Consider the following 15,275-nt stretch of genomic DNA (forward strand, 5'->3'; position numbering starts at 1 on the left):
ACGGTCGCCGCCGCCCAGCCCGCTCACGGGCTTTCGGCAGCGAGCTTTTGCTCGGCCTCGTCCTTGGTCATCAGTCCGGCGAGAAACGCAGTGAAGCTCGGCGCGACGAAGCCCAGAATCGTGTTGCCTTCGGTGCCCCAAGTGGCGCGTGTGCCTTCTCCTTTGTGCCAGATCCTGCCGTATTTTTCGTTAGATAGATCCATCAGATAAAACTCATCTCCGTCTGCGGTGTATCCGATAGGAACAGTTTTTGGTGGAATCATCGGTCCCAGATCCGCGAAATGGATATGGGGTCGTGATAGTTTCATATAATATTCTAGAACAAAGTCGCTATCTGCTATTCCATAAATCCATTGCCAATCTTTTTTGATGGCGTTTCCTATCGAATATTGTACTATACACGTATCTATATCTCCTAAATCGAGCGATATCGATCCATACTGATTCATGAAATTCCAATAATCTTCTGGAAATTTGTTTCCGCAATCCTTTTCGATATCTTCCAAGGGCTTGATGTTTACCCGAACCCGTTGCGGTCGACGCAGGCGCGTGCGCTCCCATACCTCGACCAATCGTGGGTTGACGGCATTCAGATCGAAAGTCATTTTTTCCTCCTAGAAGACCGGAGAATTCAGTAGAGAATTGCCCCCGGTATGGCTGGCGCCGCCGAGGGCTCTGTCGTGGATCGACTTGGGAATATAGCCTACGGAACCATCGTTGAAATGGTGAGCGACCCAGTTTCGGGGATCGGGCGGCTCTGAGCCATTGCTTCTCATCAACGCATCCAATGCCGGCTTGTCCTGCTTTACCGATCCTGTCATCGAATCCAATTGGTGGCGGCTGCCGGGATAGCTATAGGCGCTGAAATCCGGCTCCCCGCCCCTGTACTGGATGCTGTCGACCGTTGTCTTCCCGTCCGGCCCCTTCATGCCGTCGGGCAATGGCTGGGGCTGGTCGAAGGTGAAGGTTCCCGACCCGTCCGCCGGGGCTTCCTTCAGCGGTCTTCCGTTGGCGTCCTTCCAGGTGCCGCCATTCTGCGGCAATTGCATCTTGCCCTTCATATCCTCCCTGCATTCCTTACAGTTCGGATGCCCCTTGCGGGCCTTCATGGCCTCTTCCTGGGCCTTCTTCAGGGCATCGGCGCGCGCTTTGATCATCGCGTCCTTGCCCATGAGCTGCGTGAACTGGGCCTGGGCGTCGGTGATGTTGTCGAAGCCGGTGCCGACCTTCTCCACCAGCTTGGCGGCCCGGATGCCGACGGGGCCGAGCTTGTTCAGTTTTCGAATCAGGTTGGCGACGTCAACCCCCGGGATATACGCCGCCGCCGCGCCGGCCACATCGACAACCGCACCACCCATGCCGCCCAGATTGAGATCCCAAGCAGCAACGACGAAATTCTTCACTCCGATCGCAGCGGACGCGATGTTTGAGGCGGGCGACGGATCGACAAGGCCGGTGACATCCGGAATCAGTTCAGCATTGTTCTTTGAGAATTCCCAAAGATCCCCGAGTGCGTTGGATTTAAAGTTCTTCTGAAATTCCTCCACGGCGTTAGTCCTCGTCGAGATCCTGGTCCGTGAAGCCGGCTTCCGCGAAGGGCAGCCAGTGCCGGAAGCCGCGCAGATCGGTCGCCCGCGCCCAGGCGTCGGCGAAGTCCGGCTGCAGGATGCGGTCGAAGCGGTCGCGGGCCGGCACGTCCGTCCGCCGCAGCACGGCGTTGATCTGCGGCTCCTTGTGGAAGCCGGGGGCGATGCGCCACATCAGGCCGGCGAAGAGCTTGATATGCGCCAGGTCGTGGATCCTGAAGGTCTCGATCGCCAACTGGGCGCTGTGGGCGATCATCAGCTGCAGATAGCCCTTCGGATAGAGGTTCATCCGGGCTCGGAAATCATCCTCCAGATAGTCGATCAGATACTCGATCAGCAGCGGCCGGTTGATCAGGATCGGCAGCTCCATCTGCTCGCGTGAACACGAAGACCGGCCGCGCGGCTGACCCCGCCAGATTGACGTCGGGAAGGGTGGCGTAGCCCTCCTTACGGATGGTCGCCTGATCGTCGGATCCTCTGACGCTGCGCCACTGCAGCCGGCCATCGGGCAGCAGGCTGGCCGCCATGAAGACGTCGTCCCCGATCTCGAAGCCGAGGGTCGCGATGCCGGCGTAGAAGCGCTCGCGCTGCTCTTTCGAGAACACGCGTACCTGGCCCGCGAGCACCTGAGGGTCGAAGAAACGGAAGAACAGCGACGCGCCGTCGGTGGTCCGGACCTTGGCGAATTTCCGAAGATGGGACCGCAGTTCCGGGAAGGGCAGCGTCGAGACGATGAACACGCCCCAGCGCCGGCCGAGCCCTTCCTCGACCAGCCAGGTCCACAACTCGGCATGCGGGCCGGCCGTCGCCAGCCAGGGCGATTCGTCGCCATATTCCGCCAGAGCCTCGCCCTGGTACAGGCTGACGCTCTCTTCGCCCAGGGCCTGCAGCAGCGTCCGGATGGTCCGGTCGCGGCTGCAGTCGGCGACGACATAGAGTCGAGCGTCGTCGCCCAAGGCGGCGCGCTCGGCTTCGAGGAAGTCGAGGACCGCCTGCTTCATCATGGTGGCGGCCTTCTCACTCGGCCTTGATCGAGGACACGCCCTGGACGATGCGGCCGCCGTGTGCGGTCGCATCGTCGATCCTGGCCACGGCCTTGCCGTTGATGCGGACGAGGCCGGACCCTCCGGTGATGGTGTCGAGGGGGCCGATGCAGATGCATTTGTCGCCGCGCACCGCGATCGGGACGCCGTTGAACCGCACGAAGCTCTGCTGCGGCTGCGAGATCGGGCCGCCGACATGCGGCTTCGACCCTTCGGCCGCCGGGCAGAGGTGGTGATGGCCGATGGTTGCGATCGGTCGTCCGGTCATGCGGCCCTCCCGAAATCCTGGCGAGTATCGAGAATGGGATTGATGTCGACGATGCGGGGGTCGTTCGCCCCCCGGTCGATCACGTCGATGAAAACCCGGTCGAGCGACGTTCGGCCGACCAGCGACCGGACGAACTCCAGTGCTCCCGATTCGCCGGGGGCAGCCGGGCGGTCCCCGCCGTCTCGGCGCCGGACCGTCCGGATCGCTCCACCTTGAACGGCGAAGCGGATTTCCGTGGCATCGGCGAGATCGAGATGGGGGAAAAGATGCAGCAAGGCCGGCAGCTCCAGCGCCAGCCAGGCTTCCAGCACCAGCGCCATGCGATCGGTCGCCGAACGCAGCAGGACGCCGCTCCACAACGCGGCCGCCGCGCCGTCGAGGCAGGCCAGCCAGGGCGCCTCCTTCCAGCTCAGCGGCCCGAGCTTCGGGAAGAGCCGCTTCGTGGAGGCGATGGCGGCCAGGCCCGCGGCGAGGTCGTCGATCGCCGGGGCGGCGGCGATGCCGTGGCGCGTCCGATACGACCGGTTGTGCCGGAGAACCCGCTCCAGATCGGCGGGCGGCAGCCGCAGCGCGGCGAGGGGGCGGGCAAGCGCCGCCGCCTGCGCGGCCTCGGGCCACGCCTCGAACGATGTCGAGGCGATCAGCTCCGCGTCGCGCCGAATGGCGGGCACCAGCCTGGCCGGATCGAGGAACACGGGATCTCCCCGGTCAGCGTCGAAGCGCCGCTTCGACCTCGTCCTCGGTCCCGATGCCGGCGAGGAACTCGCTGAAGCCACGGGCGATCAGGCCCATCCGGTTGTTCTCGTCCGTGCCCCAGGTGGCGTACTGCTCCGGCCACTGCCAGACCCAGCCCGAGCGCTCGGCGGAGAGGTCCAGGAGGACGTAATCCGTTCCGGCATTGACGCCGATCGGGATCATGCTCCGCGGAATCAGAGCCCCGACGCCGTCTTCATGCTTGGACGGGTCGATGAACTTCTTGTACCGGTCCGCGATCCGCTCTGTGTTGCTGAAGCCGCCGAAATAGCCGGACTGCACGACCTTCTGGTCGCCCGCCAGGAAGGTCACGACAAACCAGCCGAGATCGGTGTTCTGGATCTTCAGCGCGCCGCAATCCTTGAGGAAATCCGAATACTCGGCCGGCAGGGGAAGCCCGATCTGGGCTTCCAGAGCCGATATCGCGTCGGCAGCCTGCCTGGCGTTGGGCTGCGCTGCGGCGACCGCCGCCAGACGAGGATTGATGCTCGCCAGGTCCATTGTCGTGCTCCTCAAAACAGGTCCGAGTTGATGATCGAGTTGCCGCCCGCATGCGCCACGCCGGTGTCCGCCTTGTCATGCACCGCCCTCGGAACGAACCCGACCTGCCCGTCTTCGAAATGGTGCAGGACGTAGTCATCGAGGTCCGGCACTTCGGTGCCCGGGTATTGCCGTTTCAGCTGGGACAGGTCCTTGTCCACGTTTCCGGTGACGACATCCAGCGTGTGCTTCTGTCCCTCGACATAGTTGTCGAAGACGGGAAAGCCATCTTTGTACTCGATATGGTCGACCGTGCGGCCGTCTGGCAGCTTCACCGGCTCGTTGAACTCGAACTTGCCGCTTCCGCTTGCCGGGGCCTCGCCGTCCGGCGTGTTCCACTTGCCCTTCTCGCCCTTCTTGGGCATCTGCAGCTTGCCCTTGAACTCCTCGCACTCCTTGCAGTTGGGCACCTTCTTGCGGGCTTTCAGCATCGCCTCGCGGACCTTGGCCATGGCCTGCTTGCGCAGCTCGTCGACCTTCTGCGGCGACAGCCATTGCAGGAACTGGCGCTGCGCGTCGCCGCCCTTCAGCGCCTTGGCCATCAGGCCGCCGACGAGGTCGGCGATCTTCTCGCCCTTGGCGCCGTAGCGGGCGAATTTACCGGTCTTGCCGATGGCGTCGCCGAGATAGGGAAACATCGAGACGGCAGACAGGCCGGCGCCGATCCAGTCGCCCTTCCACAAGGCGGCGGCGGTGGAGATCCCGTCGGAGATCGGCGTCGGGTCGAAGATGCCGGTCACATCGGTGATGATCTCCGGATTCTGGACCGCGATCTCCTTGGCCTTGCTCCAGATGTCGTTCTTGAGCTCCTGCTGGCCCAGGCGGTTGAATTCCTGGCTCATGGCGTCGTCCCCTGGGGGCGTGGCAGGTCGGGGAACCAATCCTTGAAGTCGCGCAGCTCCTCGGCCTCGACCCAGGCGTCGGCATAGCGGTCATCCGCCAGGATGTCGAAGCGCCGCTCGGCCGGCAGGTCGGTGCGCCGCAGCACGGCGGTGATCTGCTGCTGGCGGTGGAAGCCGGGCGCCATGCGCCACATCAGGTCGCAGAACAGCCGGATATGGGCGAGGTCGGAGATGCCGTAGGAGAACGCCAGCTCGATGCCGCGATTGACCATCGAGCGCTGCGCCCCTTCGGGAAAGAAGGACATGCGCTGCCCATGATCCGGCCGCAGGTGATCGAGCACATGCTCGACCAGCATCGGCCGGTTGAACAGGAGCGGCGCCTCCATCTGCGCGCGCGTCAGCGTCAGGAAGGGCCGGATGCCGGAGCCGGCCAGGTCGATCCCGGGGAGGCTTTGCAGCCGGTCCGTGGTCGCGATCCCGCCATCGGGCTTCGGCTCGATGATGCGGGCGGCGAAGCGGTCATCCGCTTCCAGCCTCAGGCGCATGAAGCCTTGGTCGCCCAGCTCGGTCATCGTCAGGTCGATGCCGTCGAACAGATGCCGGCGCTGCTCCGCCGACAGGAAGCCGACCTGGCTGTTCCAGATGAAAGGATCGAAGAAGCGGAAATAGACCAGCTGGTCTTCCCAGGTCCGGATCTTCACGAAGCGGCGCAGATGCCGGCGGACCGAGTCGAAGTCCCGGTGCGACACCAGGAACACGCCCCAGCGCCGGCCCAGCCCTTCCTCGATCAGCCAGCTCCACAAGCCGCCATGCGGCCCGGCCGTCGCCAGCCAGGGCGCCTCGTCGCCATACTCCGCGAGGGCCTCGCCCTGGTACAGGGACGCGCTCTCCTCGGCCAGGCCCTGCAGCAGCGTCCGGATGTTCCGGTCGCGGCCGGCATCGGCGACGATATAGAGCCTGGCCCCGTCGCCGGCGGCGGCGCGCCCGGCTTCGAGAAAGTCGAGGGCCGCCTGCATCATGGCTTGGACTTCTGGGCCGGGCATTCCTCGCTGAAGGCCAGGTCGGTTCCCTTGCCGGGGCCGCCCGAGGAGAAGTCGATCGAGTTGCCCTTGATCTCCACCTTCAGCCCCTTGATGACGATGCCGGTTTCGTTGATCTCGATCGACCCGCCCGGTGCCGAGAGCAGGATCTTCTCCTTCGCCGCCGTGAAATGCTGCTTGGTGCGATGGACGATCTTCTCGCCCGAGACGAGGTCGACGGTCTCCCCGACCTTGGTGCGCAGCTCCGTGCCGACCTTGACGACATAGGCCTGTCCGACATTGACGGTCTTGGCGACGCCGACCTGTTCGTGGCGGCCGACACCGATGGTGTCGGCCTGGAAGCTGCCGACGACGGTGTTCTTCATGCCGGGCAGGGAGAACAGCTGGTTGACCGCGGTGCCGAGTCCGGTGCCGGAGGCCTGCAGCGCGGCGCCGGCGTCCTGGCGCGTGCTGGGGCCGGCCACCAGCCCGGACAGCGCGTTGAGGGCGGGGCCGGCGAGGAAGCCGAGCGCCGAGCCGCCGATCAGCCCGGCGAAGCTCTGCATCAGCGCCGGGGTCGCGGACAAGGCGCCGGCGGCCAGGCTGCCGGCGAGCCCGGAACCGTCGCCGCCGCCGGAACCGCCGCCCCCACCCGAGAAGGCGCCACCCCGCTGGGCGATGCTGGTGGCCTGGGCGATCAGCCCGGCCGAGGAGCCGGCGAGCCCGGCGACATTGGACAGGAGGCTGGAGGCGCCGCCGCCGGCGCCGCCGACCGTCAGGTTCATCGAGCCGCCGATCTCCTCCTTGTGGTTGGCGGCGACGTTGATCGCCTTGCTGGCGCCGATGCTCTCGACCTTGTCGTTGTCGACCCGCTTCACATGGTTGTTGCGGACCTTGAGCGTGTGGTCCTTCTGGGCGTGGAGGAACAGGTTCTCCCGGCCGGTGTCGTCCTCCATCGAGATCTCGTTGTTGCCGACATAGCCCTCGGCCTTGTGCGACAGCGAACGCCAGGTCGAGCGCGTCTTGTTGTCGGGAAAGGCGTAGGAGACCATGTTGTCCGGGTTCGGCGCGGTGCCGATGCACAGCGGCTTGTCCGGATCGCCGTCGACATAGGTGATGAAGGCGGTCATGCCGATGCGCGGCTTCACCTGCAGACCGTGATTGCCGCCGGAGACGGCGTGGCAGACCTGGATCCAGCAGCTGTCGCCGTCGCGCTTCCTGGCATAGCGGTCCCAGTGGAAGGCCACCTGGATGCGGCCGTACTGGTCGATCCAGATCTCCTCGCCCGGCGGGCCGACCACGGTCGCGGTCTGCACCCCCTCGATCTTCGGGTGCGGGGTCTTCTGCTCGGGCACGAAGGGCTTGTTCGCCGGCATGGCGGCGAAACGGTTGGCGTAGCTCGGCCCTTCGATCCCGGCGTCCGGGGCGTAGGTCGGGTCCTTGGCCTCGTGGTCGACCGAGATCACGGTGTAGTCGCCGTTCTCGGCCGCGATCGGGTGGCCGTACAGGGTGAAGCCCTGGCCCGGGGCGATGCGGCGGTTGCCGCTGTCGGCCGCGATCGTGTCGAAGGCGGCCTCATGCACCTCCATGCGGCGCCTTGTGATGTGGTCGGCCCGGCCCTTCTCCAAGAACCGTCCGCCCCAGCGATACATCTCGAACGGCTTGGAGGTCTTGATCGGGTTGACCGTCGGCTGCGCCCGGGTCAGGTCCTGCCGCGGCGTCTCGAAGTTCCAGTCCGATTCGGCCACCGCGCCGGGCTTGAAGGCCCAGCGCCGGGTCCAGACCGTGACGTCGTTCAGGTCGACATTGGTCGTGGTGTAGCGCAGCCGAGGCTCCTCGCCCGGGGCGAAGGCGCGCGGATTGTCGGCGACCACCAGCACGTGGCGGGCCGCGCCGCCGTCCTGGCCGGCCTCATGGCGGAACCACCAGCACCATCCTTCCTCCTCCAGCAGCCGGAAGGCGAAGTTCAGGTCGGTCTCGTTGTACTGGACGCAGTAGCCGCGGGGCTCCTTCGGCCCGGTGACGGCGCCGAAGTCGTAGTCCCGGATCCCGGCCTCGCCGAAGATGGTCTCGAGGATCTGCTGCGTCGTCTGATGCTGGAAGATGCGGCAGTCGGAAGTGTGCGAGAACAGCCACAGCCAGGGCCTGGCGGTGACGGTGTAGGCGCGCATGCCGTCGCCGACCGCATGTCCCGCCTCGATCGCGCCGACCACGCCGGACCAGCTGCGCCGTGAGCCGCCGGGCAGCTCCAGGGTCCAGGACAGCGGCAGGCCGACCACCTCGTCCGGCGCGATGTCCTGGCGCTTCGAGCGCACGTGCAGCCGGAAGTCGAACAGGTCGCACAGCGTTTCCTGCCCCTGCATCCGTTCCAGCAGCAGGACGTCCCGGCCCAGCGGCGTGTCGATCGACAACAGCCGGCCGGCCTGCGTCAATGAGCCGACGTAATCGTACCCCGCCATGGCAACAATCCCGACTGGATCGAAATCTGATCAACTTGTCGCCAGATCGGGCGGCTTTGGCAAGCCAGGAGATAGGATCGGAGTCGGAGTCAGGAGTTTCTCCGTGTCCGGAGGCCGAGATTCATGTCTGTTTTGTTACGAGAAGGGACATCCGGCCTATCCGATTGGCCGATTCCCCCGGCGCATGTCCGTGGGCAGATCGTTGCAGACATGCCTGTCGATTCTACATCTCCCGCCAGTCCCGGAAGGCCGCGGCCTGGCCGTGCAGCGCGCCGGCCTCGTCGACCAGCTGCCAGACGGTGGCGCTCTCGATCCAGAAGCGCCGGCCGGACTTGGCGATGCGCAGGCCGCGGTAGTCGCCGATGAAGCCGTCGCGGGTGACGGCGTCCAGCAGGCGCTGCCGCTCCGCCCGGTCCGGCGCCTCGGCCGAGAGGCGGGACGGCAGCGTCGTGAACTCGTCCCAGCCATATTCGAAGCGGGCCTGGGCCGCCCGGTTGGCATAGATGAAGCGCGGATCGGCATCGGTGTTGTGCGCCAGGACGCAGAACGGCGCCGCCTCGTACAGCCAGCGCGCCCGGGCCTCGTCGTCGCGGGCGTCTTCCGGCAGCAGCGGCGCGCCGACCAGCCGGGCATGGCTGCCGGCCAGGAGGCGGAGGAAATCGGGATCGCGGGCGAGGCTCACGGCATAGAGGTCGGCTCGCGGGGCGGGGCGGGACTGCATGGTCACAGGTTGCCGGCCCGAGGGTTGATGCCGAGGATGTGGCCGGAATCGACCGGCACCGTGACCAGCGTCGAGGCCGGGCCTGCGCGATGGGCGTCGAGGATGTCGTCCAGATTGGTGAGCTCGGGGCGAAGCGCCGCCGACCGCCAGCCGCAGGCGCCGGCCATGGCGCCGAAATCCATCCGGGTCAGCCGGAAGTGGCGGCGCGACGCCGGCGCATCCGGGATGATGGTGTGCACCCCCTGCTCGATGATGCCGTAGCTGGCATTGTCGAGCACGAACAGCAGGAGGCCAAGGTCGCGGGCCTCCGCCAGATATCCGGCGAACAGGCGGAAGCAGCCGTCGCCGGTGAAGCCGACGACATCGCTCTCCGGCGCGGCGAGCTTGGCGCCGATCGCCAGGCCGAGCACGTTGCCCATGGCCGAGCCGCGATACAGCGAGAAGAAGCGCGCCTGCGGATGGGGGCGCTGGACGACGTATTGCCGGTCCTTATAGGCCAGGCAGACATCGTCGAAGCCGATGGTGTTCGGCCGCCAGCGCGCATCCAGCGCCCGGAGCAGCGCGGCCATGTCGACATGGCCAGGCTTCGGCGCCCCGGGCCGGCGTGTGTTGAGGTCGTCCGGCGCCGGATCGGCCCGGCGGGTCTCCGGCAACTGCCAGTCGAGCCGATCGAGCAAGGACTCGAGCGCCGTGTCCAGCGGGGCGACGAGCTGCCGGTAGACGCCGGCGGCGCGGTGGCCGAATCCCCCTTCGACCTGGCCGTAGCCGCCCTGCAGCCCGGTCAGGACGAAGGTGTCGCCGGCGGCATAGGGGGCGTGGTTGACCGTGTATTCGTCCGGGCAGGCGCCGAGGACCAGCAGCACGTCCTCCGCCCCGATGCTTTGCCAGAGCCGGATCGCCGCGTCGTTACCGCCGAAGGAGATATAGCCGAAGCCGCGGGGATTGCCGCGCTCGACCCCGTTGGCGCCGTTGATGCTCCAGACGATGGGGGCCCCGAGCCGCTCGCACAGGCGGGAGGTCAACTGCGGCGCGTCGGGAACCCGGGCCAGCTCCTCGCCGGCGAGGATGACGACGCGCCGGCCGCGGATGCTGCGGCAGAACGCATCCATGAAGGCGTCCGTCCCGGCCGGCGCGGCAGCCGGATCGGGGGGCGAGGGCGCGCGATACGGGTCCGCCGCCATCTCGGTCCTGAGCGCCCCATGGTCGAGGACCAGGACGACCGGCTTGCAGCGCTTCAGCTGGGCATGGGCCTGCTGCAGCTGCCGTCGCATGGCAGCGGCGTCATCCAGCACGAAGACGCCGTCCGGCAGCTCCGCCCGCAGCTGCGCCAGCATGTGGCTGCCATGGCGGCTGGTGTCCTGCAGCGGGCTCAGCCCTTCGGTCGAGGCCGGCGAGGCCGGGATGATGTAGACCGCCGGGATGTCGTGCAGCTTGGCGTCGCTGAGGCCGCAGCCCAGCAGCTTGGTCGCGGCACCCGTCGTCGCGACGCAGGCGCCGATGCGGCCGGACGCCAGCCAGCTGCCGAGCGGCACGAAGCCGGCGGCGTATTCGCCGAGCGACAGGAAGCGCATCCCGTCCGGCTCGCTCGCGCCGGCCGCATCCTCGCCCGGCTGCAGCGGGGGCAGAGTCTCCAGGAAGCGGATCGTGCCGCCGCCGGTGACGCCGGCACAGAATTCGATGCCCCAGGACTCCAACGTCGCCACCAGGGCCTCGTAACCGGTCACGGTTTCCGCAACATGAATATCCATGCGAACGCCTCGAATTCACGGGAGTGTGGTGCGACGAGCCGGGCTGGGGCTTCGGTCAGGCCGGCAGCGCGGCTTCCGTCGTGCTCTGCAGGACCAGGGAGCGCAGCTTGCTGTCGCTGCAGACCGGCTCTTCCGACGCCGTCAGCTCGCGATAGAGGGATTCGACGAGGCCGGGCGTCGGCGACAGGCCGAAGGCCTCGATCTTCGCCTTCAGCGCATGCCGGCCGGAATGGCGGCTGATCACCATCCGGCGCTCGGCGCCGAACATGTCCGGCTCCAGGAACTCGTAGGTCTGCGGGTTGCGGATGATCGCGGCCTGATGGATGCCCGCGGCGGTGGCGAAGGCGTTCTCGCCGATGATGGCCTTGCCGCGTGCCATCGGCAGCTGGATGCTGTCGATCAGCAGCCGGCAGGCGGCATAGACCCGGCGAATGTCGATGGTCGTCGACCGGTTGAAATGCGTCGGATGGGCCGTCAGGGCGGCGACCACCTCCTCCAGGGCGCAATTCCCGGCGCGCTCGCCGATGCCGCACAGCGTCACCTGGATCTCGTCGATCCCCGCCTCGATGGCGGCGAGGGTGTTGGCGACCGCCAGGCCGAGATCGTCATGGGCGTGCATGGCGACCTTGACCTCCGCCGGCACATGCGCCCGCACGGTCTCGACCAGGGCCGGCACCCGGCCGGGCAGGAGGCAGCCGACGGTGTCCGGGATCAGGATCATGGTCGCGCCGGCGCGGGCGGCGGCCTCGCACATCGCGCCGAGGAAGTCCGGGTCCGCCCGGGTCGCGTCCTCGGGGGCGACACAGATGTCGTCGAAGCCGATCCGCCGGGCGAGCTGGACCGCGCTCTCGATCTCGTCGAGCGCCTGCTGGTGCGAGATCTGGCGCTTGTGGCGCAGGTGGATCTCGGAGGCGACGCCGAGGATCTCGATCTGCGCCGACCGGGCCGGCTCCACGGCCTTGGCGGCGGCCTCGATGTCGGTGCGGCTGGCCCGGGCGAAGGCGCAGATCCGGCTGTCCCGCACCGCCTCGGCGATGGCGCGGACGGCGGCGAGGTCGTTGTCGGACGCCGCCGGAAATCCCGCCTCGATCGTGTTCACCCCCAGCGCCTCGAGCTCGCGGGCGATGCGCAGCTTCTGCTGCAGCGACATGGCATTCCCGGGCGCCTGCTCGCCATCGCGCAGGCTGGTGTCGAAAATCGTCAACGGCCGATGACTACAAACAGTCGGCATGGTCTGATCTCCAATCAGGTCGCCATCACGTTTCCCGAAGGACTTCGGGTTCTGATTGAGGAGGCGTGGATTGCTTCGCCCAGGCGTCTTCATTCTCGAAGTGGAGTCGCATTGGTAAGACGGGTGTATTGGCCAGATGGCCGCTTTCTCAACTTACTCGCAAATCTGCGAATATAGTTGGAAGCGGATTTCTCGTTTATCGGACATTATTTAACTGTGCGTATTTTGCAGAGTCAAAAGAATCCTTATGTCAAAAAATGCAATCAATTTTATTTTAATAAGCTAAGAGAGTGAGAAAAAGTTCGGAACTATTATCGTAATATCTGACGCCTAGCTTTGCGGCAATCCCAGGCGGCTTTCTGGTAGGCGCCGCTGTCGGCCCGATAGCCCACATTACATCGGGCTTCAGCGGTGGCCGAAGGGATCCACAGATCATCGGCGCTAATAAACATTTGTTTAAAGATTGGCTGATCATCATTTTGCGGCATTCGATGCGAATATAAGCACATTGGTCAAAATTGCAGCAGGCTTCGGACATGGCAACTCGTCGCCGGCAACCAACTCTATGAGAATCCGTGGCTTTCCCGTTACTCTGGTTATATTACTTAATGTGCATAAATCTTTAGATAATATAGCCTGATGTTGATTCGAGAAAAAGTTCCCACAACCCGCATTTTTTAAGTTGCGATTTTCCTAACCAAATGGCACATCAAGTCTAAGAGACTATGCAGTCTCGATTGATAAAAAACTTCCCGCCGCCAACTGGTGTGTTCGCGCTTTCGAGTCGCAGTTGCGCTCTCGCAGATTTCGCGCGAGTCTTTGCAAATTGTGGGGGATGCTTTGACTATTGTGGACTTCGGACATAGGGCCAACGTGCTCGCGCCTGTTACGCCGGCAGCATTCGATCTTGGCCACGACATTCCGCTCGGCGTCGTCCCGGAGCGGATGCATGCCTGGACGATCCGTCGAGAGGCTCATGGCGACCCCTCGACCGCCTTTCAGCGGGAGATCGTCGACGTGCCGGCGATCGGCCCGGACGAAGTCCTCGTCCTGGTGATGGCGGCGGGTGTCAACTACAACGGCGTCTGGGCGGCACTCGGCCATCCGGTGTCGCCGATGGACTTCCACGACCATCCGTTCCACATCGCCGGCTCGGATGCGTCCGGGATCGTCTGGGCGGTCGGATCGAACGTTCGCAACTGGCGTGTCGGCGACGAGGTCATCGCCCATTGCTGCCAGGTCGACGGCGACGACGAGGAGTGCAACGGCGGCGATCCGATGCTGTCGCCGACCCAGAAGATCTGGGGCTACGAGACTTCGTACGGCGCCTTCGCGCAGTTCACCCGCGTCCAGGCAGCCCAGCTTCTGCCGAAGCCCAAGCACCTGACCTGGGAGGCGAGCGCCTGCTACACGCTGGTGCTGGCCACTGCCTATCGCATGCTCTTCGGCCATGTGCCGCATGTTGTCGGACCCGGCAAGACCGTCCTGGTCTGGGGCGCCGCCGGCGGACTGGGATCGATGGCGATCCAGCTCGCCACCGTGGTCGGAGCGAGGGCAATCGCCGTGGTCTCCGACGAGGCGAAGGCCGCCCATGCCCGCAAGCTCGGCGCGGCGGCGACGATCAACCGAACCCAGTTCGACTGCTGGGGGGCGCCACCGCCGATCGGATCGCCCGGCTATGCGGCCTATCTGGACAAGGTCAAGGCCTTCGGCCGGGCCGTGCGCCAGGCGGCCGGTCCCGGCGGCGAGGTCGACATCGTCTTCGAGCATCCGGGGCGGGACACCTTCGCGGTCTCCAGCTTCCTGGTGAAGCGCGGCGGCATGGTGGTGTTCTGCGCGGCCACCAGCGGCTACGACCTGACCTTCGATGCCCGCTATGTGTGGATGCGGCAGAAGCGGATCCAGGGCAGCCACTTCGCCAATCTGAAGCAGGCGGCCGAGGCCAACCGCCTGGTCATGGCGGGCCGCATCGACCCGTGCCTGTCGGAGCTGTTCGCCTGGGACGAGCTGCCGGCGGCCCACGCCAAGATGCTGCGGAACCAGCACCGTCCCGGCAACATGGCGGTCCTGATCCATGCCGCTCGGCCGGGCGAGGGAGCGCGGCTGGATTGATCGGCGGGCGCCGGCATCAGGCGCGAAACCTCAAATTCTCGATGGATCAACGAAGTCCCCGGCGGGCCATTGCCGTGGCGACAATGCGCAGGCCTGAACGGGCGATGCGGGCGGAGCAACTCATGTCCAGACTTCAGAACAAGGTCGCCCTGATCACAGGCGGCAGCTCGGGTATCGGCGAGGCAGCCGTGGAGCTCTTCGCAAGGGAGGGCGCGAAAGTCGCTGTCGCGGCTCGCCGCGTCGAAGAGGGGGAGCGCGTCGTCGCGAGCGTTCGCGATGCAGGTGGCGACGCCATCTTCATCAGGACCGACGTGTCCAAGGCGCAGGATTGCCGGAACGCCGTGGCCCATACGGTCGAAGCCTTCGGCCGGCTCGACATCGCCTTCAACAACGCCGGAATCGAGATCCTCGGCAAGACGCTTGTCGAACATGACGAGGAGGACTGGGACCGCCTGATGGGGATCAATCTCAAGGGCGTCTTCCTCAGCATGAAATACGAGATCCCGGAGATGCTGAAGACCGGAGGAGGGGCGATCGTGAACACCTCCTCGGTGCTGGGGCTGGTCGGGATGCCGGGGCTCGCGGCGTATGAGACGGCGAAGCACGGCCTGATCGGGCTGGGGAAATGCGCCGCACTCGAATATGGCGGCCGGAATGTCAGAGTGAACACGATCTGCCCCGGCGGCACGAAAAGCGACATGCTGGACCGGTTGATCGCGCCGCCGGGGGCCAGGGAAGCGCTGCTGGCCATCCACCCGATCGGACGCTTCGGCGAGGCCGCCGAGGTGGCTGAGGCGGCTCTGTTCCTCGCCAGCGACGCGGCATCATTCATCACGGGTGCGACGCTCGCGGTCGACGGCGGCTTCACCGCAGCTTAGCTCGCGCGGCGGCTTCGGCCGCTCGCCATACCAATCAAACACGTCACGAGCGCCCCCAGGCGCACTCCCAGGAGG

15 protein-coding genes are annotated in these 15,275 nt (G+C 65.9%); 2 read left to right on the forward strand and 13 right to left on the reverse strand.

The annotated features are described in order from the left end of the window. Positions 1-23 precede the first annotated feature (23 nt). The 13 genes from FFK22_RS04785 to FFK22_RS04845 all read right to left on the reverse strand — a co-directional run bounded on the left by FFK22_RS04785 (position 24) and on the right by FFK22_RS04845 (position 12,183). The gene (locus tag FFK22_RS04785; RefSeq protein ID WP_138890163.1) at positions 24-605 is read right to left on the reverse strand and encodes an SMI1/KNR4 family protein; all 582 of its coding nucleotides are present in this window, start codon (positions 603-605) and stop codon (positions 24-26) included. 9 nt (positions 606-614) lie between these two features. Beyond that, positions 615-1,547 carry a hypothetical protein gene (locus FFK22_RS04790; RefSeq protein WP_138890164.1) on the reverse strand — a complete coding sequence of 311 codons (933 nt, stop codon included), beginning with the start codon at positions 1,545-1,547 and terminating at the stop codon, positions 615-617. Positions 1,548-1,551: 4 nt separating this feature from the next. Further along, the gene (locus tag FFK22_RS04795; protein WP_138890165.1) at positions 1,552-1,956 is read right to left on the reverse strand and encodes a hypothetical protein; all 405 of its coding nucleotides are present in this window, start codon (positions 1,954-1,956) and stop codon (positions 1,552-1,554) included. Next, positions 1,889-2,590 carry a DUF4123 domain-containing protein gene (locus tag FFK22_RS04800; protein ID WP_186002307.1) on the reverse strand — a complete coding sequence of 234 codons (702 nt, stop codon included), beginning with the start codon at positions 2,588-2,590 and terminating at the stop codon, positions 1,889-1,891. Before FFK22_RS04800 ends, FFK22_RS04795 begins: the two co-directional genes overlap by 68 nt. 13 nt (positions 2,591-2,603) lie before the next feature. Further along, complete coding sequence (locus FFK22_RS04805) at positions 2,604-2,897, reverse strand: PAAR domain-containing protein (protein WP_138890167.1); 294 nt, start codon at positions 2,895-2,897, stop codon at positions 2,604-2,606. After that, positions 2,894-3,592 (reverse strand): hypothetical protein, encoded by a 699-nt coding sequence (locus FFK22_RS04810; RefSeq protein ID WP_138890168.1) that lies wholly within the window; start codon positions 3,590-3,592, stop codon positions 2,894-2,896. The genes FFK22_RS04805 and FFK22_RS04810 overlap by 4 nt, the downstream gene beginning before the upstream one ends. 13 nt (positions 3,593-3,605) lie before the next feature. Further along, a complete protein-coding gene (locus FFK22_RS04815) occupies positions 3,606-4,151 on the reverse strand; it encodes an SMI1/KNR4 family protein (RefSeq protein WP_138890169.1) in 546 nt (181 codons plus the stop codon). Between the two features lie 11 nt (positions 4,152-4,162). Next, on the reverse strand, positions 4,163-5,032 hold the full coding sequence (locus tag FFK22_RS04820; protein WP_138890170.1) for a hypothetical protein: 870 nt from the start codon (positions 5,030-5,032) through the stop codon (positions 4,163-4,165). Further along, the gene (locus FFK22_RS04825; RefSeq protein ID WP_186002308.1) at positions 5,029-6,051 is read right to left on the reverse strand and encodes a DUF4123 domain-containing protein; all 1,023 of its coding nucleotides are present in this window, start codon (positions 6,049-6,051) and stop codon (positions 5,029-5,031) included. Before FFK22_RS04825 ends, FFK22_RS04820 begins: the two co-directional genes overlap by 4 nt. Beyond that, positions 6,048-8,510 (reverse strand): type VI secretion system Vgr family protein, encoded by a 2,463-nt coding sequence (locus tag FFK22_RS04830; protein WP_138890172.1) that lies wholly within the window; start codon positions 8,508-8,510, stop codon positions 6,048-6,050. Before FFK22_RS04830 ends, FFK22_RS04825 begins: the two co-directional genes overlap by 4 nt. 223 nt (positions 8,511-8,733) lie before the next feature. Then, a complete protein-coding gene (locus tag FFK22_RS04835; protein ID WP_138890173.1) occupies positions 8,734-9,231 on the reverse strand; it encodes an MEKHLA domain-containing protein in 498 nt (165 codons plus the stop codon). Between the two features lie 2 nt (positions 9,232-9,233). Continuing rightward, a complete protein-coding gene (locus tag FFK22_RS04840; protein WP_138890174.1) occupies positions 9,234-10,979 on the reverse strand; it encodes a thiamine pyrophosphate-dependent enzyme in 1,746 nt (581 codons plus the stop codon). 55 nt (positions 10,980-11,034) lie between these two features. Further along, positions 11,035-12,183 (reverse strand): LeuA family protein, encoded by a 1,149-nt coding sequence (locus FFK22_RS04845; RefSeq protein WP_186002309.1) that lies wholly within the window; start codon positions 12,181-12,183, stop codon positions 11,035-11,037. Positions 12,184-13,083: 900 nt separating this feature from the next. On the opposite strand from FFK22_RS04845, the gene ccrA reads away from it, so the two are divergent. Both ccrA and FFK22_RS04855 read left to right on the forward strand, forming a co-directional pair. After that, a complete protein-coding gene (gene ccrA / locus FFK22_RS04850) occupies positions 13,084-14,322 on the forward strand; it encodes a crotonyl-CoA carboxylase/reductase (RefSeq protein ID WP_221938393.1) in 1,239 nt (412 codons plus the stop codon). A gap of 122 nt (positions 14,323-14,444) precedes the next feature. Next, positions 14,445-15,200 carry a glucose 1-dehydrogenase gene (locus tag FFK22_RS04855; protein WP_138890176.1) on the forward strand — a complete coding sequence of 252 codons (756 nt, stop codon included), beginning with the start codon at positions 14,445-14,447 and terminating at the stop codon, positions 15,198-15,200. The last annotated feature ends 75 nt before the right edge of the window (positions 15,201-15,275 follow it).

Origin of the sequence: Mycobacterium sp. KBS0706 (assembly GCF_005938675.2) — a bacterium.
GTDB lineage: Bacteria > Pseudomonadota > Alphaproteobacteria > DSM-16000 > Inquilinaceae > Inquilinus.